At 70.6% G+C, this 23,225-nt stretch carries 19 protein-coding genes; 7 read left to right on the top strand and 12 right to left on the bottom strand.

The genetic code is table 11. The features are described 5' to 3' along the window. Window positions 1-62: 62 nt before the first annotated feature. Window positions 63-923, top strand: coding sequence for an alpha/beta fold hydrolase (locus AC1C2W_RS06610; protein WP_495412692.1), 861 nt, complete (start codon window positions 63-65; stop codon window positions 921-923). Window positions 924-1,189: 266 nt separating this feature from the next. Here AC1C2W_RS06610 and AC1C2W_RS06605 read toward each other — a convergent pair whose 3' ends face one another. Together AC1C2W_RS06605 and AC1C2W_RS06600 are read right to left on the bottom strand one after the other, a co-directional pair. Further along, window positions 1,190-1,606 (bottom strand): helix-turn-helix domain-containing protein, encoded by a 417-nt coding sequence (locus AC1C2W_RS06605; protein WP_495412872.1) that lies wholly within the window; start codon window positions 1,604-1,606, stop codon window positions 1,190-1,192. A 540-nt stretch (window positions 1,607-2,146) separates the two neighbouring features. Further along, the gene (locus AC1C2W_RS06600) at window positions 2,147-3,298 is read right to left on the bottom strand and encodes a hypothetical protein (RefSeq protein WP_495412691.1); all 1,152 of its coding nucleotides are present in this window, start codon (window positions 3,296-3,298) and stop codon (window positions 2,147-2,149) included. A 514-nt stretch (window positions 3,299-3,812) separates the two neighbouring features. Between AC1C2W_RS06600 and AC1C2W_RS06595 the strand changes: the two genes are divergently transcribed. Then, window positions 3,813-4,811, top strand: a complete 999-nt coding sequence (locus tag AC1C2W_RS06595) for a hypothetical protein (protein WP_495412690.1) — start codon at window positions 3,813-3,815, stop codon at window positions 4,809-4,811. 101 nt (window positions 4,812-4,912) lie between these two features. Then, window positions 4,913-8,665: a YobI family P-loop NTPase gene (locus AC1C2W_RS06590; protein ID WP_495412689.1), complete on the top strand. Its 3,753-nt coding sequence runs from the start codon at window positions 4,913-4,915 to the stop codon at window positions 8,663-8,665. 215 nt (window positions 8,666-8,880) lie between these two features. On the opposite strand, the gene acnA is transcribed toward AC1C2W_RS06590, so the two are convergent. Next, window positions 8,881-11,652, bottom strand: coding sequence for an aconitate hydratase AcnA (gene acnA / locus AC1C2W_RS06585; RefSeq protein ID WP_495412688.1), 2,772 nt, complete (start codon window positions 11,650-11,652; stop codon window positions 8,881-8,883). Between the two features lie 253 nt (window positions 11,653-11,905). Here acnA and AC1C2W_RS06580 point away from each other — a divergent pair, with 253 nt between their 5' ends. Beyond that, complete coding sequence (locus AC1C2W_RS06580) at window positions 11,906-12,667, top strand: DUF5701 family protein (RefSeq protein ID WP_495412687.1); 762 nt, start codon at window positions 11,906-11,908, stop codon at window positions 12,665-12,667. Window positions 12,668-12,720: 53 nt separating this feature from the next. Here the strand turns inward: AC1C2W_RS06580 and AC1C2W_RS06575 are convergent, their stop codons facing one another. Next, window positions 12,721-14,022 carry a class I SAM-dependent RNA methyltransferase gene (locus AC1C2W_RS06575; protein ID WP_495390919.1) on the bottom strand — a complete coding sequence of 434 codons (1,302 nt, stop codon included), beginning with the start codon at window positions 14,020-14,022 and terminating at the stop codon, window positions 12,721-12,723. A 43-nt stretch (window positions 14,023-14,065) separates the two neighbouring features. Beyond that, window positions 14,066-16,066: an APC family permease gene (locus AC1C2W_RS06570; protein ID WP_495412686.1), complete on the bottom strand. Its 2,001-nt coding sequence runs from the start codon at window positions 16,064-16,066 to the stop codon at window positions 14,066-14,068. 115 nt (window positions 16,067-16,181) lie between these two features. Here AC1C2W_RS06570 and AC1C2W_RS06565 point away from each other — a divergent pair, with 115 nt between their 5' ends. Further along, window positions 16,182-16,835, top strand: coding sequence for a potassium channel family protein (locus tag AC1C2W_RS06565; RefSeq protein WP_495391000.1), 654 nt, complete (start codon window positions 16,182-16,184; stop codon window positions 16,833-16,835). Next, on the top strand, window positions 16,835-17,626 hold the full coding sequence (locus tag AC1C2W_RS06560; RefSeq protein ID WP_495390921.1) for a potassium channel family protein: 792 nt from the start codon (window positions 16,835-16,837) through the stop codon (window positions 17,624-17,626). The genes AC1C2W_RS06565 and AC1C2W_RS06560 overlap by 1 nt, the downstream gene beginning before the upstream one ends. Here the strand turns inward: AC1C2W_RS06560 and AC1C2W_RS06555 are convergent. From AC1C2W_RS06555 to dut, 4 genes are all read right to left on the bottom strand, one after another. Further along, on the bottom strand, window positions 17,614-18,387 hold the full coding sequence (locus AC1C2W_RS06555; RefSeq protein ID WP_495390922.1) for a DUF3159 domain-containing protein: 774 nt from the start codon (window positions 18,385-18,387) through the stop codon (window positions 17,614-17,616). The two genes, AC1C2W_RS06560 and AC1C2W_RS06555, sit on opposite strands and share 13 nt — an antisense overlap. Before the next feature lie 65 nt (window positions 18,388-18,452). Then, the gene (locus tag AC1C2W_RS06550; protein WP_495390923.1) at window positions 18,453-18,821 is read right to left on the bottom strand and encodes an OB-fold nucleic acid binding domain-containing protein; all 369 of its coding nucleotides are present in this window, start codon (window positions 18,819-18,821) and stop codon (window positions 18,453-18,455) included. Window positions 18,822-18,867: 46 nt separating this feature from the next. Further along, complete coding sequence (locus tag AC1C2W_RS06545) at window positions 18,868-19,641, bottom strand: DUF3710 domain-containing protein (protein WP_495390924.1); 774 nt, start codon at window positions 19,639-19,641, stop codon at window positions 18,868-18,870. A 154-nt stretch (window positions 19,642-19,795) separates the two neighbouring features. Then, window positions 19,796-20,296, bottom strand: a complete 501-nt coding sequence (gene dut / locus AC1C2W_RS06540; protein ID WP_495390925.1) for a dUTP diphosphatase — start codon at window positions 20,294-20,296, stop codon at window positions 19,796-19,798. 52 nt (window positions 20,297-20,348) lie between these two features. Between dut and AC1C2W_RS06535 the strand changes: the two genes are divergently transcribed. Next, a complete protein-coding gene (locus AC1C2W_RS06535; RefSeq protein ID WP_495390926.1) occupies window positions 20,349-20,819 on the top strand; it encodes a DUF3093 domain-containing protein in 471 nt (156 codons plus the stop codon). Window positions 20,820-20,955: 136 nt separating this feature from the next. Here the strand turns inward: AC1C2W_RS06535 and AC1C2W_RS06530 are convergent, their stop codons facing one another. The 3 genes from AC1C2W_RS06530 to AC1C2W_RS06520 all read right to left on the bottom strand — a co-directional run bounded on the left by AC1C2W_RS06530 (window position 20,956) and on the right by AC1C2W_RS06520 (window position 23,085). Next, window positions 20,956-21,255 carry a DUF4193 domain-containing protein gene (locus tag AC1C2W_RS06530; RefSeq protein ID WP_495390927.1) on the bottom strand — a complete coding sequence of 100 codons (300 nt, stop codon included), beginning with the start codon at window positions 21,253-21,255 and terminating at the stop codon, window positions 20,956-20,958. Between the two features lie 274 nt (window positions 21,256-21,529). After that, entirely contained in the window at window positions 21,530-22,369 is an 840-nt protein-coding gene (locus AC1C2W_RS06525) for an inositol monophosphatase family protein (protein ID WP_495412871.1), read from the bottom strand. Between the two features lie 53 nt (window positions 22,370-22,422). Further along, window positions 22,423-23,085, bottom strand: coding sequence for a trimeric intracellular cation channel family protein (locus tag AC1C2W_RS06520; RefSeq protein WP_495412685.1), 663 nt, complete (start codon window positions 23,083-23,085; stop codon window positions 22,423-22,425). Between the last annotated feature and the right edge of the window lie 140 nt (window positions 23,086-23,225).

Here is a 23,225-nt window from a genome sequence, read left to right as displayed (position 1 = left end):
ACGACCGTTCGTCCGGTGATACTGTGCGAACGATCGTATAGTTTCCGATGCAGGAGGTCGCCGTGCCCTACGTCCCCACCGCCGTCAGCACGGGCTTCCGCGCGCTGTCCGCCGTCGCTCCCCCGCTCGCCGTCCGCCTGGGCGCCCGCACCTTCTGGCGCCTCGGCCCGCCGGCCCCGGTGCGCCCCGCCGACCGCGCCGTGCACGAACGCGCCGCGCGTGGCACGCTCGCCGTCGCCGGCGAGCGCGTCGTGACCTACCGCTGGGGTGACCCCGCCGCCCCGGCGGTCCTCCTCGCCCACGGGTGGAAGAGCCGGGCATCCCGGTTCGCGGGGCTCGTCACCGCCCTCGAGGGAGCTGGCCTGGGCGTCGTGTCGTTCGACGGCGTCGCCCACGGCGACTCGACCGGGCGCCGGATGTCCGCCCTCGACCACATGGCGGCGATCCGCGCCGTGCACGACGCCGAGGGCCCGTTCAGCGCCGTCGTCGGGCACTCCCTCGGCGGCCTCGCGGCCGGCCTGGCGCTCCACGACGGGTTCCCGGCCGACCGGTTCGTCTCGGTGTCCACGATGACGGGATTCGACGCCATCGCCGAGTCCTTCCTGCGGCTCGTGGGGATGCCCCCGCGCCTGCACGAGCGGTTCTGCGACCACGTCGAGCGCACGTTCCCCGGCGGCGTGCGCGACATCCGCGCCCGGATCGACCTGGTCGCGCACGCGGTCCCGGTACGCGTCCCCACGCTCTTCGTCCAGGACGACGACGACCGAATGTCGCTGCCCGACGGCGCACGCCGGCTGCACGCCGCGGTCCCCGGCAGCGAGCTCCTGGTCACCCGCCGGCTCGGCCACAACCGGATCCTCGACGACCCGGCCGTGCTCGACGCCGTCGTCGCCCACGTCACCGCCTCCGTCAGGGCCGCCTGAGACGAACCCTCTTGCTGGTGGAACCTGTCGAAACCCTCTTGCTGGTGGCTCTCGCACGACACAGCACGGCGCCCCGTCCCTCCGCGAGGAGGGACGGGGCGCCGTCGAGGGATCAGGCGACGAGCGAGCGCAGCACGTACTGCAACGTGCTGCGATAGCCCCATTCGGCGCAATCTGACCGTCCGACGGCGATGCCGAGCCATCCATCCGCACAAAACCCCAGGTCAGAAGCTCATGCCGCGGCGCGAAACGCGCGCTACCGCGCACTACGTGAAGCATCTAAGACGACGTGCTTCCATCGCGGTAGTTGAGGCGGATCTGCCCCCGAACAATCGGGACCTTGCCTCGCCTCGTACGCCCGCCAGCCAGCCACCCACCGGTCGGCTCGGACAGCTGCAGTGCCAGCACGATGGCGATGACCCGTGTCCCGAATCGAGTGGGCACGGGGACGTAGCAGCTGGCTGCTTCTCCACGGTCGACAGCAACTCCGCCGGGGCCACATCGAGCCCCCGGGCAAGCTTCACGATGACGTCGAGGGTGGGGTTGCGAACGCCGCGCTCGAGACCGCTGATGTACGTCCGATCGAGTTCGACATGGTGAGCGAACTCCTCTTGAGACGCCCAACCTCCCTCGTGGCGCAGTTCCCGGAGTCGACCGCCGAAGGCACGGCGATGCTCGGGGATAATCGTATCTCAAGCGTTTCGCTATGCTGGCTATCGGTCCCCGGACGATGAGTCACATCGACACTGCGCCGGGTCTCCACTCACACGCCCGTTCGGACTCGCCTGCGCTACTGGATCGCATCGCATGAGAGACCCACCGCCACGGCACATGACCGCCAACCCGGGAATCGAGTCCGCCACGTTCCGAGAGTTGACGCGCGAACTTACTGCCTGCGACGTGCCCGCGGCGCGAGCGCCGTCCGACGCGCTCGCCCACCCGGTCGCGAACGCACCCCGACTCGATGGTGCTCTCTCACCCCGGTCCCGCAGTGGGCACCGTCCAGTACCGCCATCGGTGCTCAAGGACCTCCCTGAGGCGGGAGCTTCTAAAGCACTCGGTGCGCCACCCCTCTCCCCGGCACAGGTCGATCGGATCGTCGCCATCCTCCGAATGGCGCGGCCAGCAGTATCCGCTGGGTCGCTCGCGGCTCAGGCGGCACCACCACGAGCACCTCACCGGTGATTGAGCCGATAGCACCCACGTCAGGCGCTTCGGCTCGATCAGCCCTCCGAACGCTCCGCGAATGCCGCTGCTTCGTCCCGCAGAGCCTCCAGCACCTCCACGTTCCGGCGCATGGTGTCGTGATCGATCGACGGAGTCAGCCTGCGCACCCGTTCGAGCACCTCGGCGTCGGAGAGCTGATCGAGCCACTGGCTGACCTGCGGTGCTTGAGGAGCGCCATCCAATTGGCTGAGCCACTCGGGGACGTCCATCCGAGCTGACGCGGCACCGAGGCGCTCCTTGTACCTCATCTCGGAGGTAGTCATCGAACCGTCGATGAGCGCTCGGCGCTCGTCTGCATGACCGTCCGCGATTTCGTAGTGCGCGGGCAGGGCCGGCTCCATCGGCTCGGCTCCGGTGATGAGACGAGGGACGGCCTGGGCCCTAACCCAGTCGGCGATCTCAGCGAGCTCTGTCATGAGGACCGGCCAACGGTCGGTGCCGGGCCGGTTCAGGCCGATTGACGGGAAGAGCGTCACCGGCACGCGCTCGCCCATCGGCGTCTCGGCGATGACGTCGTCGACCCGCAGCGGCTCCTCGGGGCGCTGCGCGACGTCGCGCAGCGACAGACGCGTCTGATCATCGCGGTACATCGTGACCAGCCGCACCGCGGTCACCACCGGCGTGCGGTGCTTCGCGTGGTTGGTGTGCAGTACGAGCCTCGCCAGCGGGTGCTGTGCAGGATCCTTCGTGCGCTGGAACGGCTGCAGCTGCTCGAGCCGCCGGACAAGCTCCGTGCCGGCCTGCAGCGACGCCGGTCCGTTCTTGGCCTTCTTCCTGGTCCACTCGGCAAAGGCGTCGAAGTTCTCCGCGGCCGGGATGTCGACGAGTCTGGCCGCTCTCTCCGCGAGGGGCGCGCCCTCCATGAACTCGACCTCGGCGAACAGCGCGTGCTCGAGAGCCGCGCGGAGCGCGACGAGGGCGTCGGCGACCAGGAGCGGGATCTTGCGCGGCACCGGCGCGACGCGATCGACGACGGTTCGACTGAGGTCTCCGGCAGGCTCTTCGCGCAGCCCGAAGATCCCGTCCGGCTGGCGCTGGTACTCGTACAGGACGTCCGTGAGCCGGCCGATGATCTCGTCAGCGTGCGCAAGCGTCGCCGCCACACCGAGGTGCCGGTCTGGCAGCCACTGGTAGGTCGAGTCCTTCACGCTCGGATCGTATGCGCGACATCCGACGCACGGCGGTGATCCGACCGGTCGACCAGAAGGGCACCGGTCTCTGCGACCTGCCCGCCAACTAGGAGTACACGCTCATCAGCTGGAACGGCGAGACCTCTCGACAGCGGTCACATCGAGGGTGTCCCGACGACTGAGGGCATCTACGTGACCGACACGTTGTTCGCAGCGGAGGGCGGGATCGACGAGATCGCGTCGACGGACGTCGATGCCATTGCCGACGAGCACTCCGCGATTGCGTCAAGGCGGGCGAGAAGGTCGCAAGCTTCGTCTTCTTACAGCGGGCGACCGAGGACCCCCGACCGGGGCCCCCGGTGGGCATCCACCGGGGGCCTCGCCCGCAGGGGTCACGCCCCCACTCGATCGTGCCCCCGAAGAGCCCGCGCCACAGCTCCCCCCGGTCGGAGGTAGGTAACGACAAGCTTGATCGGGAGGTTTCAGAGCGATGCCGACGATGGCCTGAGCCCGGCCCTGACAAACTGGGGTCATGGAAGATGCTCCGCCAGATGCGGATGGCCCGACCGCTGACCCCAGCCTCGCAGCACTCGTCGCCTCGGCCTCGCGCTGGATGGGCAAGGCTCTGGCCGGATGGGTCGACGACGACCCGGAGACCGTCGGACTCCTCGCCCCGATCGCCGTCGAGCACCTGGGCAAGGCCGTCCTGTGGTCAAGGAACCCGGCGCTGCTGGTGCCGCTGGCGAGCAACGCGGAGGCATCGCTGCAGATCTTGGTCTCCAGGCCTACCCTCGCGAACCCGAAGCTGCGGACTATCGGGCTCGGCGTACTCCTAGACCGCCTCGAGCGCTCCCTGGGCACCTTCCCACTGTCGACCGACGAGAAGAAGCGGCTGACCGACAGCCGCAACGGGTCGGTCCACGTTGGGGCCATGGGCCAGCCCGCACACGTTATCCGCGACGCCCTGCGAATGTGCTCGGTGCTGCTGGAGGACATCGGCGCGGACCCCGGGTCCTTCTTCGGCGACCAGCACAGTACCGCTGTCGGCATCCTCGACGCGCAGCGGACTGAACTCGAAGACAGAGTCCTCGCCAAGGAGGCGCGCGCGTTGAAGCGGGTGACCGACCTCGAGGCACAACTGGGCACCATGGCCTTCGCCGAGGCCGCCGCGGCGCTCGAAGCAGAGGCCAAGGACGCGTTTGACTCCCGGATGCTCGAGGCGGCGATCGATCACCTGTGTCCGGTCTGCAAGCGGACGGGCAGACTTGGCGGTTTCCTCGATGCAGAGGGCGACGTTGATTGGGACGTGGAGAAGGTCGACGATACATACGAGGCCTACCCGATCGGGTTCTGGAGGATGCACTTCACACCGATGGCGTTCGGCTGCAACGTATGCAAGTTCAGCGTTGACCGCCACGACGAGCTCGCTTCAGCGAAGCTGCCAGCAGAGGCGTACGAGATCACCCCAGACGACCTCGATGACGACTTCGACCTCGACGAGCACATCCGCTCATCGGACGAGCCTGACTGACCTACGACGTCTCTATCTCGGTGCGTCGTTCGACACCCTGACCGTGGCGAACGCTCACTTCACCCGCTCAGCGCGTCGCCAGGCCACGCCATACTGGCAGCGTGACGGAGACCACTGGGGCCGATGACGGCCCAAGCAAGACGAACGCGAAGCCGCAGCTTGCCCCGGGGACGCGTCTAACCTTGCGCTCCCTGGCCCCTGAGTATCTTCCGGACCACAACGTGTACTTCCAGCACCTCGAGGAGGCAGTCGAGGATCCCAAGAACAGGAACATCGCCCTCACCGGCCGCTACGGCTCTGGAAAATCGAGCGTGCTCGACGAGTTCCAGAAGAAGCACCAGAGCACGACCATCCGAGTCAGCATCAACACCCTCGGGCCGGACGAAGACGACGAGGATCTGACGAACCGGATCCAGAAGGAACTCGTCAAGCAACTCATCTATCGGGCGGAGCCGGGCAAGCTGCGGCGCTCCAGGTTCGCTCGCAGCCGGCCGCTGACCCCCTGGCGCGCGCTCGTCCAGGCCGGTATTACCACCGCCGTCGGGCTGACACTTCTCTGGCTGGTAGGTCTGCGCCCGGCGCAGACCTGGTTCGGGCCGACCACTGACCAGGCCCTCGAGAACTGGCTCACTGCGCTTTTCGTCGTGCTCGTGTGGATAGTGGTATGGGGCGTGCGGTGGGTCATCGGCGATCGCATCGTGTCAGAGGTCGCAACCGCGGGAACGATGATCACGCTGGGCGAAAAGGCGACGACCTACTTCGACGGGTTCCTCGACGAGATCGTCACGTTTTTCGATGCCGTCAACCCGAAGTACGTGATCTTCGAGGATCTAGACAGGTTCGATGATCCGAAGATCTTCGACTCGCTCCGAGAGCTCAACACCCTCATCAACGAGTCTTCGCACTGGAAGAGCAAGGATCATCCCCTCCGTTTTATCTATGCGATCAAGGACAGCCTGTTCGAACAGCTGGGAGCAGAATCCGATCGTGAGGACCCGAAGCGCCCGGCGAAGGACGAACCAGATCCCACCACGAGGGGAGCCGCCGCAGACACTTCCGCTGCGAGGACCGGGGCTAAGGAGACTGAGAAAAGGGCGCACGCCGCCGACCTCGCAAAGGCTGCGGTGGAAAGGGCGAACCGGACCAAGTTCTTCGAGATCGTGATCCCGATAGTGCCGTTCATCACGCACCGCAACGCACGCGATCACCTCATCGCCGCACTGACTCGTCTCGATCTGCCTGATGACCTCGTGTCACGGCCTCTGCTCGACCTCGTCGCGCGCCATGCCACGGACATGCGGCTCCTGATCAACATCTGCAACGAATTCGTCGTGTTCGCCGAGAAGCTCCTGTGGGTCGAGACCCCCGCTCCGGGCATGACGGCCGACGACCTGTTCGCCCTCGTCGCCTACAAGAACTTCCACCTGGCCGACTTCGAGGCCATCCCCCAGCGCAGCAGCACCCTCGACATCCTCGAGCAGCACCGTCGCGACCTGGTCAGGACCACGATCGAGGACCTGCAGAGGAAGAGGCGCGAGCGAGTCCACACGGAAGAGCAACGGCGAAGCCGCGACGAGACCGCGAAGACGCTGGGGGCGCGACTCCGGAGCATCACGGAAGCTCTGCCCGCTCGCGGTGGCTTGGCATACAATTCATTCGACGTTGGCGGGGAGGAGTTCCTTATCAGCGCGATCGAGGACGAAGTCTTCTGGCGTCGAGTTTCCACATCGGGGACTCTGTCGGTGGTCGGCAACCCCAATTACAAGGTTGAGTTCAGCGGAGAAGGGCTCGCCCTCGTGTTCCCCGAAGCAGCCGACCCCGAGTGGTGGGCTGCTCCCGGTGCAGCAGAACTCGAACGGCAGATTAAGCAGATCGACGAGGACGTCGCGTCTCTTCGCGGGGCGGACTTCGATCGCCTCGCCCGGTATGAGCGGTTCCCGAGCGGGTCCACGCCGTTCTCCGATCGGATCACGAACACTCTAAAGTCCGATCTGGCGCGGGACCTGGTCCGTCGAGGCTTCATCAACAGGAACTACGCCGAGTACTCCGCGGTCTTCTACGGAAGCTTCATCGGCGTCGATGTCGCGTTCTTCTACAACCACAGCGTCCAGCCGAACGAGATGTACCTCGACCACGAGTTCACGACCGAGAACGCTGTGAGGAACCTGCTCGAACAGGTCCCGGCGGACTTCACGAGCACGGTCAGCGCGTTCAACATCCAGGTGGCCACGTACCTTGTCACGGAGCGCCCTGACGACGCGGAGTCGCTCGTCGCGTTCGTGATCGCCGATCGCAGCAAGGATTCGCAGACGTTCCTCGACGCGTTCCTCAACGCTGCCGACGCTCCGCGGGAGCGACTGATCGAGCTGCTCGCTGCCCATCCGTGGTCCGGCTTGTTCAACTACCTCACCAGTTACCCCGGCTTGCCCGACGAGACGACTCGGACCCGCTTGGTGGATGCGGCGCTCCTCGGTGCGCATCCCGCCGACTTCTACGAGGTCGACGAGACGACTCAGGCCTGGCTCAAGGCCCACTACCGCGAGCTGAGCGCCTTCAACGCGCCCCAGCCTCGTGAGCGAGCGGATCACATCTACTCGTTCGCGGAGGAAGCGCGCATCACGGTCACCAAGCTGGACGACATCGCCCCTCCCCTCCGGGCCCGCATCGTCAAAGCCCAGAGGTACGAGATCACCACGGCAAACCTGCGGCTCGCACTGCGCACGACCGCCGATCCCACGCTGGACGAGGTCCGCAAGCGAGACGTCGTCTGGGACTACGTCCGATCGAGCATGAACGCGTACCTCACCGCGGTGCGCAGCGACGACGCCATCGAGCACGTGGTGCAGTCGGAACCCGTGCTCGTCGAGATCCTCAACGAGCAGTACGAGACCTGGACGGGAGAACAGCTCCGGCAAGTCCTCGAAGCCAGCTCGCCCTCCGCCGCACTCGACGACTTGGCCTTCGTGTCGTCGCCCGATGCCTGGCCGGTGATTGTCGACGCCTCCCGCTTGCAGCCCACCGTGGCGAACGTCTGGCGATACGCGCAGGACCATGGCATCGATGAGCACATGGCTCGTTTCCTCGTACCTGCAGGGACGGATCCGATCGAGCTGCGTGACGTCGACGAGACCGACGCAGAAGACAGGCACAAGCTCGCGATCATGATCCTCAACGCGTCAGGCCTCATCCCCGCGAGACCTCGTGTCCGACTGGTCGATGGACTGGACCTCACTGAGTACATCGACGTCGTGGATCTCGTCCCCGCCGCCGACGACCTGTTGGCGCGTGCGCTGGAAGCCGACCTCGTGGATGACTCTGCTGAATGCTTCAGTCACTTCGCCCAGGCTGGGTGGGCCGCGGTCTCTGAAGCCTTCGGCGTGTCGAAGAAGGTCAGGGAGTTCTTCAGCCCGACGCTGCTGAACGGATTCGCCGCGGATCTCGTCAGGAGCCCGCAGACTCCCGACGATCTACGGCGCGCGGTCGTCGAGAACCTTCAGGACTACGTGGACGACGGCGACAGTGATGGGCTCGCCGCCGCAGGTCAGTACGCGCGAGCCAACCGGATCCGGCTCCCCCTCGACCAGGTCCGGCGCATCGCCCATGCGACGCAGAACCCCGATCTGGTCGTCGGACAGTTGGTGCACCTCAGGGACGCCTCACCAGATGCCGTGATCGACGTGCTGGCACTGCTCGGCGCTCCGTACAACCAGCTGCTCGACGGAGTCGGATCAGAGTTCGACCTCCCCTCCGGGTCGTCCAACAACACGCTGTTCCAGCGTCTCCAGTCCAAGGGCAAGGTGGAGATCGCCTCGCACGGTCGGCGCGGAGGAAGGAAGGTCCGGGTCCTCGCGTGACCGCCCGGGGAGCCCAGGCCTGCTCCGGCCGTCGCCGTCCGAGGCCGCGCCTGCGGGTGGGCTCCCCTCCGAACAGTCCCTCCGGCCACCACTGAACGACACGACACGAGCGCGCCCCGCCAGGCAGAAGCCTGACGGGGCGCGTTCTGTGGGACTCTAGAGCCGCTACCGAAGCATGCGCCTGGAGCAGCCCGACAGCCTCATATCCGAGCAGATCACTTGCTACCGACAAGTTGCCGAAGCACGTACTGCAGGATGCCGCCGTTGCGGTAGTAGTCCGCCTCACCCGGGGTGTCGATGCGCACCACGGCGTCGAACTCGACGACCGAGCCGTCGCCCGTGGTGGCCGTGACCTTGACCGTCTCCGGGGTGTCGCCGTCGTTCAGGGCGGCGATGCCTGCGACGTCGAACGTCTCGGTGCCGTCCAGTCCCAGCGTCTCGGCGTTCTGGCCCGCCGGGAACTGCAGCGGCAGCACGCCCATGCCGATGAGGTTGGAGCGGTGGATGCGCTCGAACGACTCGGTGATGACGGCCTTGACACCCAGCAGCGCGGTGCCCTTGGCGGCCCAGTCGCGCGACGAGCCGGAGCCGTACTCCTTGCCGCCCAGCACGACGAGCGGGGTGCCCTGCGCCGCGTAGTCCTGCGCCGCGTCGTAGATGGTGTCCTGGGCGTTCTTCACGAAGTTGAACGTGAAGCCGCCCTCGACGCCGTCCAGCAGCTGGTTCTTGAGGCGGATGTTCGCGAACGTGCCGCGGATCATGACCTCGTGGTTGCCGCGGCGGGAGCCGTAGGAGTTGAAGTCACGACGACCCACGCCGTGCTCGGCCAGGTACACCCCGGCCGGGCTGTCCGCCTTGATGGAGCCGGCGGGCGAGATGTGGTCGGTCGTGACGGAGTCGCCCAGCTTGGCGAGCACGCGGGCGCCCGAGATGTCCGCCACCGGCGCGGGCTCGGCGCCCATGCCCTCGAAGTACGGGGGCTTGCGCACGTAGGTGGACTCGGGGTCCCAGGAGAACGTGTCGCCCTCCGGGGTCTCCAGCGCGCGCCACCGGTCGTCGCCGGTGAACACGTCGGCGTAGTCCTTGGTGAACATGCCGCGGTCGATCGACGAGTCGATCGTCGCCTGGACCTCCTCCGGCGTCGGCCAGATGTCCGCGAGGAAGATCGGGTTTCCGGCCTCGTCACGACCCAGCGGGTCGGACTCGAAGTCGAACTCCATGGTGCCCGCCAGCGCGTACGCGATGACCAGCGGCGGCGACGCGAGGTAGTTCATCTTCACGTCGGGGTTGATGCGCCCCTCGAAGTTGCGGTTGCCCGACAGGACCGAGACGACGGACAGGTCGTGCTCGCCCACCGCCTCGGAGATCTTCTCGTCGAGCGGGCCGGAGTTGCCGATGCAGGTACCGCAGCCGTAGCCGACCAGGTGGAAGCCGAGCTTCTCCAGGTACGGCCACATGCCGGCCTTCTCGTAGTAGTTCGTCACGACCTGCGAGCCGGGCGCCATCGAGGTCTTGACCCACGGCTTGGACGCGAGGCCCTTCTCGACGGCCTTCTTCGCCAGGAGCCCCGCCGCGAGCATGACCGACGGGTTCGAGGTGTTGGTGCACGACGTGATCGACGCGATCGCGACCGCGCCGTGGAACAGGTCGAACTGCTTGCCCTCGCTGTCCGTGACGGGCACCGTGCGGTGGCCGTTGGCGTGGATCGCGGGCGAGTCGGAGGCCGGGAACGACTCCTTCTCGGCCTCATCGACGGCGTCGGTGACCTCGGGCGCGTAGGCCGGCAGGTCGCGGCGGAACGCGGCCTTGGCGTTCGACAGCTCGATGCGGTCCTGCGGGCGCTTCGGGCCGGCGATCGACGGCACGACGGTGCCGAGGTCCAGCTCGAGGTACTCGGAGAACTTCGGCTGGACGTAGCCGTCGGAGGTCGGGTCGAGCCACAGACCCTGCTCCTTGGCGTACGCCTCGACGAGCGCGACCTGCTCGTCGCTGCGGCCGGTCAGGCGCAGGTAGTCGAGGGTGACGTCGTCGATCGGGAAGATCGCGGCGGTGGAGCCGAACTCGGGGCTCATGTTGCCGATGGTGGCGCGGTTCGCCAGCGGCACCTGGGCGACGCCGGCACCGTAGAACTCGACGAACTTCCCGACGACGCCGTGCTGGCGCAGGATCTGGGTGATCGTGAGCACGACGTCGGTCGCGGTGACCCCCGCCGGGATGGAGCCCGACAGCTTGAAGCCGACGACGCGCGGGATGAGCATCGAGACGGGCTGGCCCAGCATGGCCGCCTCGGCCTCGATACCGCCGACGCCCCAGCCCAGCACGCCGAGGCCGTTGACCATCGTGGTGTGCGAGTCGGTGCCGACGCAGGTGTCGGGGTAGGCGCGCAGCACCTTCTGCCCGTCGACCTCCACCTCGCGCGTCATGACCGTGCGCGCCAGGTACTCGATGTTGACCTGGTGCACGATGCCGGTGCCCGGGGGGACGACCTTGAAGTCGTCGAACGCCGTCTGGCCCCAGCGCAGGAACTGGTAGCGCTCGTGGTTGCGCTGGTACTCGAACTCGACGTTGCGCTGGAACGCGTCGGCGCGGCCTGCGACGTCGATCTGCACCGAGTGGTCGATGACCATCTCGGCGGGGGCGAGCGGGTTGATCTGCGACGGGTCGCCGCCCAGCTCGGCGACGGCCTCGCGCATCGTGGCGAGGTCGACGACGCAGGGCACGCCCGTGAAGTCCTGCATGATCACGCGGGCGGGCGTGAACTGGATCTCGGTGTCGGGCTGTGCGTCCGGGTCCCAGGACGCGACGGCGCGCACGTGGTCGGCGGTGATGTTGGCGCCGTCCTCGGTGCGCAGGAGGTTCTCGGCGAGGATCTTCAGGGAGTACGGGAGGCGCTCGGCGCCCTCGACGGCGGAGAGGCGGAAGATCTCATAGGCGTTCCCGCCGACCTCCAGCGATCCCTTCGATCCGAACGTGTCCACGCTGCTCACTACGGCTCCTTCTGCGGGGCTGACCGGCGGCAGGACCGTGCGCTCTGCGACGCGACGGTTCCGACGCCGTGATTCTGGGGGCTCCGCCCAGCGTACGCCGGGCGCCTGATCAGCATAGCTCATATATCTTGACATCAAGATATCTCGTGACAGGCCCCGGCCGGACCAGGTACCGCCCATTTCCGTACGGCGAACGGGAACAAGACCGGCGGCCCGGGCGTTGCGCTGCTGCCCTCGACCGGAAGGACGCCCGATGCCGTCACCCGCCCCGTCGACCGCCACCACCTCCGCCACGCCGTCCGCCAGCTCAGCCAGCTCAGCCAGCTCAGCCACGCAGCCGCCCGCCCTCGCACCGATCACGGAGCAGGCCGAGAGGCTGATCGCTCTCGGCGTCGTGGCTCCCGACGGCGGTGGTCCCGGCGGCCTGTCCCCCGCCGAGCTCCGCGACGCCGCGTCGGCCCTCGAGGCCACCGCCCCGGCGGGCTCCCTGCTCGTCGTGCATCCGCGCCTGCTGCCGCCGTCGCGCCTCGCGCCCCACCTGCGCCTGCCCTCGAGCGACCGCGGCACGCCGGTCGAGCGCGAGGGCTTCGTCGTCGTGGACATGCCGGACGTGGACGACTTCGCGCCCACGGGTGGCGTCGACGTGCCCGACGCCGACGTCTACGCGGTCACCCGCCTCGTCCGCGGCGACGACCTGGCGAACTGGTCACCCGAGGAGGCCGAGCCCGAGGTCGCGGCCCGGGGCCGCAGCCCGCTCACGCTGACCGAGGGCGTGCACTGGGTGCTGCAGTCCCCCGACGCTCTCACCCGGAACCACTGCTTCATGACGATCGGCTCCCGCCTGCGGCGCGCGAACGGGAGCTACGACGCCCGCACGCCCGCGATCTGGATCTCGAACGGCACGGGACGCGACGGGAGCGCGCGCCGCGGCGCGCCCAAGGTCGGCTGGTGCTGGTGGCGCAACCGCCACACGTGGCTCGGCTTCGCCTCCACCGCCGGCCGCGTCACCCGCTGAGCGCGACCGCGGCACGCGGCGCGACGGCAGCGCACGGGTTCGGCGCAGGAGGCTCACCGTTCGAGGACGGCCACACACTCCACGTGGTGCGTCATGGGAAACAGGTCGAACGCGCGCAGACCGGTCAGCTCGTAGCCGTGCCCAGCGAAGTAGGCGATGTCGCGGGCCAGCGCCGCGGGGTCGCAGGCGGCGTAGACGACGCGGCGCGGCGCCCGCTCGGCGATCCCGTCGACGACGGCCCGGCCCGCACCCACGCGCGGCGGGTCGAGCACGACGACGTCGGCGTTCCCGACGCCCCCGGCGGCGTCGCCCAGCACCTCGTCGACCGCGCCGAGGTGCAGCTCCACCTGTGGCAGGTCGTGCGCGTTGCGACGCGCGTCCTTGACGGCCCCGGGGTCGCCCTCGACCGCGACGACGCGGCCCGAGCCGCCGACGGCGGCCGCGAGCGGCAGGCTGAACAGGCCGGCACCCGCGTACAGGTCGAGCACCGTCTCGCCGGAGGCGTCCGCCCGGCCGCCGAGCACGGCGTCCAGCACGGCACCCGTGAGGAGGTCGGGCGCCGCCCGGTGCACCTGCCAGAAGCCGTCGGCGGCCACGCGGTACCGGTGCTCGGCGCCGCCCGCCCGCACGGTCTCGATCACGGCGCGGCGGGCGTTGGGCCGCGTGTCGGCGCGGCCGCGGCGCCACGGCGCGTCGTCGACCAGCAGCATCGGCTCGGTCCCGCCCTCGGGCGCGACGAGTTCCAGCCGGGCGCCCGGGCGCCACCGGCGCGTCCACACCCCTTCGGCGTCGGCGAGCGCCGCGACGGCGTCGGTGGCCAGCGGCATGCCCGCCAGGGGCACGATGTCGTGCGAGCGGAACCGGCGCATGCCCACCCGGCCCTCGGCGTCGGCGACCAGGTCGATGCGGGTGCGGTAGCCCAGGCCGCCGCGCTCGACGTCGCCCGGCGCCGCCTCGACCTCGACCTCGCGCTCGATCCGGGCCAGCCGCCGCAGCTGCTCCTCGACGACCCCGGCCTTCCAGCGCCACTGCGCGGGCAGCGCCACGTGAGCGAGCTCACCGCCGCCCACACCGCCCGGACCGGCCTCGGGCCACGCCGACGGCACCCGGTCGGGCGACGCGTCGAGCACCTCGACGGCGTCCGCCCGCCAGAACCGCGACCCGGTCTCGGTGACGCGGGCGCGCACGCGCTCGCCCGGCAGGGTGTGCCGCACGAAGACGACGCGGCCGTCGAGCCTGGCCACGCAGTGCCCGCCGTGGGCGACGGGCCCGATCTCGAGCTCGACCTCGCGGCCCACCTCCGGGTCGGGGGCGGTCGGTCGAGGGCGCGGCGCAGAACGGCGGGGGCGAGGCATGGTCACTATTCTCCCCCGGGCGGCCCCGCAGTCAGAACCGCGGTCAGAACAGGGGGCCGCGCGGCGGCGACGCCGTGCCCTCCAGGCCCGTCTGCCCGGCCGAGGACGACAGCTGCCACGGCACCGACGCCACCACGACGCCGGGGGTGAACAGCAGCCGCCCCTTGAGCCGCAGCGCCGACTGGTTGTGCAGCGCCTGCTCCCACCAGTGCCCGACCACGTACTCGGGGATGTACACGACCACCAGGTCGCGCGGGGAGTCGCGCCGCACGGAGCGCACGTACTTGAGCACCGGGCGCGTGATCTCGCGGAACGGGGAGTCGAGCACCCGCAGCGGCACGGGCAGGTCGAGCGCCTCCCACTTGGCGCGCAGGTCGGCGATCTCCTCCGCGTCCACGCCCACGGTCACGGCCTCCAGCACCGACGGCCGCGACGCCCGCGCGTAGGCGAGCGCCCGCATCGTCGGCTTGTGGATCTTGGAGACCAGCACGATGGCGTGCACGCGGCTGGGCAGGGCGCGCGAGCCCGCCACGTCGTCGAGCTCCAGCTCGGCGCGCACCCGCGCGTAGTGCGCCGAGATGGCGCGCATGAGGCCGAACAGCACCGCCATCGCGAGGATGGTGATCCACGCGCCGTGCGTGAACTTCGTGGCGAGCACGATGACGAGCACGGTGGCCGTCATGACGAACCCGACCCCGTTGACCACGCGCGACCGCTGCATCCGCGAGCGCTCCCGGGGGTCGGGCTCCTTGCGCAGCGCCCGCGTCCAGTGCCGCAGCATGCCGAGCTGGGAGAGCGTGAACGAGACGAACACGCCCACGATGTACAGCTGGATCAGCCGCGTCACCTGGGCGTCGAAGGCCAGGATGAGCACGATCGCGGCGACGGCGAGCGTGATGATCCCGTTGGAGAACGCGAGCCTGTCCCCGCGCGTGTGCAGCTGGCGCGGCAGGAAGCCGTCCTTGGCCAGGATCGAACCGAGCACCGGAAAGCCGTTGAACGCGGTGTTGGCCGCGAGCACCAAGATCAGCCCGGTGACGATCGAGATGGCCACGAACGCGGGGGTGAAACCCTGGAACACGGCCTCGGCGAGCTGGCTGATCACCGGGTGCTGGTTGTAGTCCTCCGGCAGCGGCCGCCCGCCGGAGGTCAGCTGGTCGTGTGCGTCCTCGACGTACTTCACGCCGGTGGCCTGCGCCAGCAGGAGGATCGAGAACATCATCGTGGCGGAGATGCCGCCCAGCAGCGCGAGCGTCGTGGCGGCGTTGCGCGACTTCGGCTTGCGGAACGCCGGGACGCCGTTGCTGATGGCCTCGACGCCGGTGAGGGCCGCGCAGCCGGACGCGAAGGCCCGCGCCAGCAGGAAGGCGCCCGCCAGCCCGGTGAGCCCCTGGTCGAAACCCGCCTCGGGGGCGATCTCGAACCCGGCGCTCTCCGCGAGCGGGAGGTCGCCGGCGAAGTACCGGATCGCGCCGACCACGGCGAGCAGGCCGATGAGCGCCATGAAGCAGTACGTCGGGACGGCGAAGAACGTGCCCGACTCGCGCACGCCGCGCAGGTTCATCACCGTGAGCACCACGACGACGGCCACGGCGAACAGCGCCTCGTGCCCGCGCAGGAACGGCAGCGCCGACGCCGCGTACTGGGCTCCCGAGGAGATCGACACGGCCACGGTGAGCACGTAGTCCACCAGGAGGGCCGACGCGACGCCGATGCCGGCCGTCGGCCCGAGATTCGTCGTCGCGACCTCGTAGTCGCCGCCGCCCGAGGGGTACGCGCGCACGTTCTGCCGGTAGGAGGACACCACCACCAGCAGCACGACGACCACGCCCAGCCCGACCCACGGGGAGACCGTCGTCGCGGCGATGCCGGCGACGGCCAGGGTCAGGAGGATCTCGTCCGGCGCGTACGCCACCGACGACAGCGCGTCCGAGGCGAAGACGGGCAGCGCGACGCGTTTGGGCAGGAGCGTGCGGCCCAGGTTCTCGCTGCGCACGGGGCGTCCGAGAAGGAGCCGTTTGGCAGCGTCCGCGATGTCCGACACGTCGAGCAATGCTATGCCCAGCCGGGCACCCCGGCGCGGCCCGGCCCCGCGGGGATCCGACGTGAGGACCGGCGCCCTCGCGAGGTATAGCGTTTCGCTCGTGCACTTCGTCATCATGGGCTGCGGCCGCGTCGGGTCGACCCTCGCGCAGACGATCGAGTCCCGGGGTCATTCCGTGGCCGTCGTCGACCAGAACCCCGAGTCGTTCCGCCGCCTCCCGGCCGGCTTCTCCGGGCAGAAGGTCACCGGGGTGGGCTTCGACCGCGACACCCTGGTCCAGGCCGGCATCGAGGACACCTACGCCTTCGCGGCGGTGTCCGACGGCGACAACTCGAACGTCCTCGCGGCGCGCGTCGCGCGCGAGACGTACGGCGTCGAGAACGTCGTGGCCCGCATCTACGACCCACAGCGGGCGGAGATCTACCAGCGGCTCGGCATCCCGACCGTCGCGACGGTGCGGTGGACGGCCGACCAGGTACTGCGCCGGATGCTCCCCCTGGGCGCGACCGACGAGTACCGCGACCCGTCCGGGCGGGTGCGCCTCGCCCAGGTCGACTACCACCCCGGCTGGGCCGGCGTCGCGGTGCACCGCATCGAGTCGGCCACCGGGGCGCGCGTGGCATTCCTGTCCCGCTACACCGACGGCGTCCTGGCCACCCCCGCCACCGTGCTGCAGGAGAACGACGAGCTCCACGTCCTCATGCGCACCGATGACGCGGCCGCCGTCGAACGGGTCCTGACCCACGAGCCCCTGCAGCAGGACAGCTGATGCGGGTCGTCGTCGCCGGCGCCGGATCGGTCGGCCGGTCGATCGCTCGCGAGTTGCTCTCGCACGACCACGAGGTCGTGCTCATCGACAAGAACCCCACGGCGATGCGGGTGGCGCAGGTGCCGGAGGCGGACTGGCTGCTCGCCGACGCGTGCGAGCTGTCCTCGCTCGAGGCCGCCGATGTCACCAGCGCGGACGTCGTCGTGGGGGCCACGGGAGACGACAAGGCCAACCTCGTGTTCTCACTGCTGTGCAAGACGGAGTTCGGGGTGCCGCGCACGGTCGCGCGCGTCAACAACCCGAAGAACGAGTGGATGTTCGACGGCTCGTGGGGCGTCGACGTCGCGGTCTCGACCCCGCGCATCATGACGGCCATGGTCGAGGAGGCCGTGGCCGTGGGCGACCTGGTGCGGATCTTCACGTTCCACCAGTCCGGGGCCGACATCGTCGAGATGACGCTCCCGACCGACTCCCCGCTCGTGGGATCCCGCGTCGGCGCGGTCCTGTGGCCCGCGGACACCGTACTCGCGTGCGTCGTGCGCGGCTCGCAGCCGCTCGCGCCCACCATGGACGACACGCTCGAGGCCGGCGACGAGCTGGTGCTCGTCATGGGCAGCCAGGTGGACGAGCAGGCACTCCAGCGGCTCCTGCGGCACGGTGCCCCGGACGTGCCCGTCGTCCCCGCCATCGAGGACGCGCGGCCCGTCGAGGACGGAGCACCGCTCGTCGGGCCAGAGCAGCTCGCACCCGGGCGGGACGCACCCGGGCGGGACGACGCTCAGGAGAGCTGAGCCCCGGGCGACGGTGCGGGGGACGGCCGCGTCTCGTGCGCCCCGCGCACCACGACCCACGTGAGCCAGAGCACGAGGCCCCAGAGCGGGACGCCCAGCACCAGGTGGGCCGTGCCCAGCCAGCCGATGTCGCCCGCGAAGTACAGCGGCACCTTCACGGCCAGGCGCACGGCGAACAGGCCGGCCCAGAACCAGGTGGCGATCGCGTAGCGGCGCACGAGGGCCGGGTCCTTGCGCCACGCGACCATCCCTGCGAAGGGGCTCGGCGTGGGCTCCTCGACCTGGGCTCCCGGCGAGTCGTCGGCGGCGGGCCGGTCGTCGGGATCGGCGGCTCGCCCGCCGTCCCCGCGGGCGCGGTCGGCCGCGACATCGGCGAACCCCGACCGGACGGACTCGACCACGAGGCCGACGACGGGCCAGCGCACCGCGAGGGAGACGAGGATCGCGACGAGGTAGGCGGCGTTGGTCCACAGTCCCCACGCGTAGAAGTCCTCCGCCTCGCCGGAACGCCACGCCCAGAACACGCCCACGCCGATGCCGAGGAGGCCACCGAGGGCCTGGGTCACCGGGGTGCGCTGGGCGAGGCGGGCGACGACCGCGACGAGCGCCGCCGCGACCGACGCGCCGAGCGCCCAGCTCAGGTCGGACGTGATGACGTAGACGACCACGAAGACCAGCCCGGGGGCCACGGCCTCGATGACGCCGCGGACGCCACCCACGGCCTGGGCGAACGAGAACGACTCGCCCGTCACGGCGCGCACGCCGCGACCCTCCGCGGCGCCGGGGGTCGCGCCCGTCCCCTCGCCCGCCGGGCGTGACCCGCCGCTCACTCGCCGGCCCGCGCGCGCAGTTCGTACCGCGGGTTGAACATGGTGCGCCGGCCGTCGACGTCGGACACCATCCCGTCGACGCGGATGCGCCTGCCGGGGTCGATGCCGGCGATCGACCGGCGGCCGAGCCACACCAGATCGAGGGACCCGGAGCCGTCGAACAGCTCGGCCTCGACCGTCGGGACACCCTCGCGCGGCCGCAGGACCACGGAGCGAAGCACGCCCGCCACGCTCGCCCGGCGCCGGTCGCCGAGCTCGGAGACGGCGGTGCAGTCGCGGTGCGTGGCGGCCTCGTGCCGCTCCTCGTCCGCGGCGACCTCGTCGGCCGACGCCAGCGCGTGCTGGACGGCGGTGCGCAGTGACATCAGTGCTCCATGCTCGTGATCGGCCGGTGACCCATGTCGTGGATCCTCAGCGGATCTCGGTGATCTCGGGCCCGCGGGTCAGCGGGTCGAAGGAGGGAGTCTCCGGGGCCGCGTCCTCCGGACCGCCCGAGGGAGCGCCCGTGGGGCCGTCGCCCTGGCGGGCGTTCTTGGGCAACGTCAGCGTGAGCAGGTCGCGGGGCGGACGCGGGTTGGCGTCCCGCACGACGACGACGTTGGCGAACACCGACTCGAGCGCCTTGGCCGCCTCGGCGTCGACCGCCGCCCGCCCCGACAGGACGCCGCGCAGGAACCAGCGCGGCCCGTCGAAGCCGATGAAGCGGGCGGGGCGCACGGCCGGCTGGCCCTCGGGCCCGGTCGCGGGGATGCGCGCGATCAGCTCGCGCCCGAAAGGCCCCGGCACGTCGTCCACGGTGCCGCCCTGGCGGGTGATGGACGAGCCGATCTCGGCGCGCACCTCGTCCCAGATGCCCTCCGTCCGGGGGGCGGCGAAGGCCTGCAACTGGAGGCCCGAGCCGCCGAGGGTCGCCGACACCCCAGTGACCTTCTGGGTCTTCTTGTCGACCTCCATGCGCAGCTCGAGGCCGGGCAGCACGGGTAGCCAGATCGCGCCGAGGTCGACGCGAGGGCCCATGCCCGTCACCTGAGAGGAGTCGAAGGGCCCACGGTCGGGGCGCCCGGCCGCGTCGGCCGCGTTGGCGCCGGAACCGACGCTCGAGTCGGCGGCCGAAGCGTCCTCGGCCGGCGTCTCGCCGGCGTCGTCGGCACCCTTCTTCGACGCGTTGCGCCGGAACAGCCCCACGGAGGATCTCCTTCTCGTCGTCCCAGATCGGTTGTGGCTCGATGACGGCTCGATGGTGGCCTGGTCGCGCCCAGCCGTGCTCGGGCGGTGCTCTGCCCGCACCTCCCACAGTAGACCGGTTCGGCGACGCCTCCGGTCCGTATCGGCGCCGCCGTCAGCGCCCGGCAAAACCGCCGCTCGACCCCAGGCCGCCCGCGCCCCGGTGCGAGCCCGGCAGCGTCGTCGCGACGAGGAACCGCGCGTGCTCCACGCGCTGCACCACGAGCTGGGCGACCCGGTCGCCGCGGCGCAGGTGCACCGGCTCGGTGACGTCGGTATTGAGGAGGATCACCTTGATCTCGCCGCGGTAGCCCGCGTCGATCGTCCCGGGGGCGTTCACCACGGTGACGCCGTGCTTGGCGGCCAGGCCCGAGCGCGGGTGCACGAAGGCCGCGTACCCGTCGGGCAGCGCGATCGCGACGCCCGTCGGGACCGTGACGCGCCCCTGCGGCGGGATCTCGACGTCGACCGTGGTCACCAGGTCGGCGCCCGCGTCCCCGGGGTGCGCGTACGCGGGGGTCGGGACGGCGTCGTCGAGCAGGGTCACGAGCACGTCCACGGTGCTGCCGTCGCCGCTCGAGTGATCGCTCACGGGCTGGCTGGAGGTGTCAGGCACCCGGGAAGCGTAGCCGACCCGGGGCGCACCGCGACCCTGGGATGATGGGGCCATGAGCGAGCCCCAGCCCGAGATCTCCCCTGTCACCGAACCGGCCTTCCGCGAGCGGCTCTCCCCCGGGCCGGCGGCCTGGTGCGGCGCCGTCGGGCTCGGCGTGATCGCGGCCGTGGCGCTGTGGCCCATGGCCCACGCGGTCGCCGTGGTCGTCGGCGCCCTGGTCGCCGCCGGGACGCTCACGGCGCTGATCGCGACCGCACCGGTGGTCGAGGTCGCCGGTGGTCGCCTGCGTGCCGGGAAGGCGCGGGTACCGCTCGACGTCCTGGGCGAGGTCACGACCCTGGCGAACGCCGACGAGATGCGCACCGCGCTCGGCCCCGCGCTCGACGCGCGGGCGTTCGTGTGCCTGCGCGCCTGGGCGCGCACCGGCGTGCAGGTCGAGCTCGACGACCCGCTCGACCCGACGCCGTACTGGCTCGTCTCGACGCGGCGGCCGCAGGAGCTCGCCGCCGCGCTCGCCCGCTGATCGACCCCGCATCGAGACCGCAACGACACCGCTCCCGACCCCGTACCCGGGGACGACGAAGGCCGTCACGTCCTTGACGTGACGGCCTGTGTCGTCCGTGGTGCTGGCGTGGTCGCCGACCGAAGGGGTGGGCTCGTCAGGCGGCGCACTCCGTGCAGACCATCTGCCCCTTCTTCTCGTAGGCCAGCTGGCTGCGGTGGTGGACGAGGAAGCAGCTCGTGCAGGTGAACTCGTCGGCCTGGCGGGGAAGGACGCGGACCGCGAGCTCCTCGCCGGACAGGTCGGCGCCAGGCAGCTCGAAGCCTTCCGCGGCCTCCGTCTCGTCCTCGTCGACGACACCCGACGACTTGTCGGAACGACGCGCCTGGAGCTCCTGGATCGAGTCCTGCTCCACGTCCTCGTCGTTCTTGCGGGGGGCGTCGTAGTCGGTTGCCATCTGTGGGGTCACGCTCCGTGGTCTCGGTATCGGTACGCGCTGATAATGCTCGGTGACCGGGTTTTGTTCCCGGTCGGCCCACGGATTGTGCACCATTTCGCGCGGACGCGCGACACCGCAGGCTGTTCCCCGCGTCACAGTGCCGCCATCGGCCTCTGACCTGCAACGACGCGGCCGGGAATGCCGTGTTCGCCCGCAGCGAGATGCGCCGGCTGACACGATTTTCGCCCCGGCCCAGATCGTCCCCGCGGGCGGCGAACCTCGCCAGCCGGCGTCAGTGCGCCGCGACGCCCTCCGGGCCGTCCGCGCCGGCCTCCTCGAGCACGCGCACGAGCTCGCCGACGATCGGCGCGGCGCCCGCGACCGTCATCGTCGAGCTCGGCCCGCGCCCGTGCAGACCGCCCACGACGGCACCCGCCTCCGCCGCCACGAGCCCGCCCGCGGCGACGTCCCACGGGTTGAGCCCCCGCTCGTAGTAGAGGTCGAGCGCGCCCTCCGCCAGGAGGCACAGGTCGATCGCCGCGGCGCCCAGCCGGCGGATGTCGCGCACCCGCGGCAGCACGCTCGCAAGGACCTGCGCCTGGTGCGCCCGGCGCCCGGCCTCGTACCCGAACCCGGTGCCCACCAGGGACGTTGCGAGCGCCGACGGCCGGTTGACCTGCAGCGTGCGCCCGTCGCGCTCCGCACCGCCGCCCCGGGCGGCCGTCCAGGTGCGCCCGTCCACGACCGAGTGCACGCAGCCCGCGAGGGCCGTCCAGCGCTCCGGGTCGGGCGGACCCGCGACGACCGCGACGGAGACGGCGTAGGAGCTCACCCCGTACAGGTAGTTCACGGTGCCGTCGATCGGGTCGAGCACCCAGGTGAGGCCCGACGTCCCGGGGACGTCGTCCCCCTCCTCGCCGAGGATCGCGTCGTCGGGCCGCTCGGCGGCGAGCCGCGCGCGCAGCAGCTCCTCCGACGCCCGGTCCATCGCCGTGACCGGGTCGACCGCGCTCGACTTCGTCGCGGCGACCTCGACCCGCTCCGGGCGCCCGTCGCGCACCAGCGCCCCGGCCTCGCGGGCCAGGCTGCGCGCGAGGTCGCGTAGCGCCTCGACGTCGATCGTCGCTTCGATCCCGGTGTCGTCGTTGTCGTCGCTGGTCGGGGCGCCCGCTCGTTGTTCCACGCCTACATCCTGCCTGACCCTCGCCCCCACCGGGCGGTCCAGCCAGGGCCGGCGGGCGGCACCGTCCACCCACGGGCGAGGGACAACAGCCGGAAGCCGAAAACCAGAGCCACCACCCCGAGCGCCGTCCAGAGCTGGAGCGCGTCCAGCTTCCACAGCGCGGCCGTGATACCCGCCCCGACCAGCGCCGGCACGGCGTACAGCTGACGGCCGGCGAAGACCAGCGGCACCTCGCCCACGAGCACGTCGCGCAGGACCCCGCCGCCCACCGCCGTGAGGACGCCCACCACGACGGAGGCGAGGACACCCACCCCGAGCTCGAGCGACTTCGTGGTGCCCTGCAGCACGAACAGCGCGAGGGCCGCGGCGTCGAGCACCAGGACCGACCGGCGCATGCGCTCCAGGCCTGGATGGAAGAAGAAGATGATCACGCCCGCCGCGAGCGCCGCGGTGACGAGCCGCCAGCTCGCGATGCCGACCGGCGGGGTGTCGCCGATGAGGACGTCGCGCAGGATCCCGCCGCCGAGGCCGGTGACCCACGCGAGGACGAGCACCCCGAACGCGTCGAACCGCTTGCGCACAGCGGCGAGCCCGCCGGAGACCGCGGCGACGAACACCGCGACGAGCTCGAGCAGGGAGACCGGCCCGGAGGCGAACGCGTCCACGGGACGTCATCCTCCCAGGCTCACGGCGGCCGGGCCCGCGCAGCGCGTCAATCGGCGGCACACCGACGCGCCTGCGTCCCGCGTCCCTATGCCGGTGGCACTCTCGAACAGGCGGAGGCGCGGGAGCTGCGACCCGCAGG

Source organism: Isoptericola sp. Y581, from assembly GCF_059445475.1.
The sequence above is the reverse complement of the archived record's forward strand: the minus strand, read 5'-3'. Positions and strand labels throughout refer to the sequence as shown.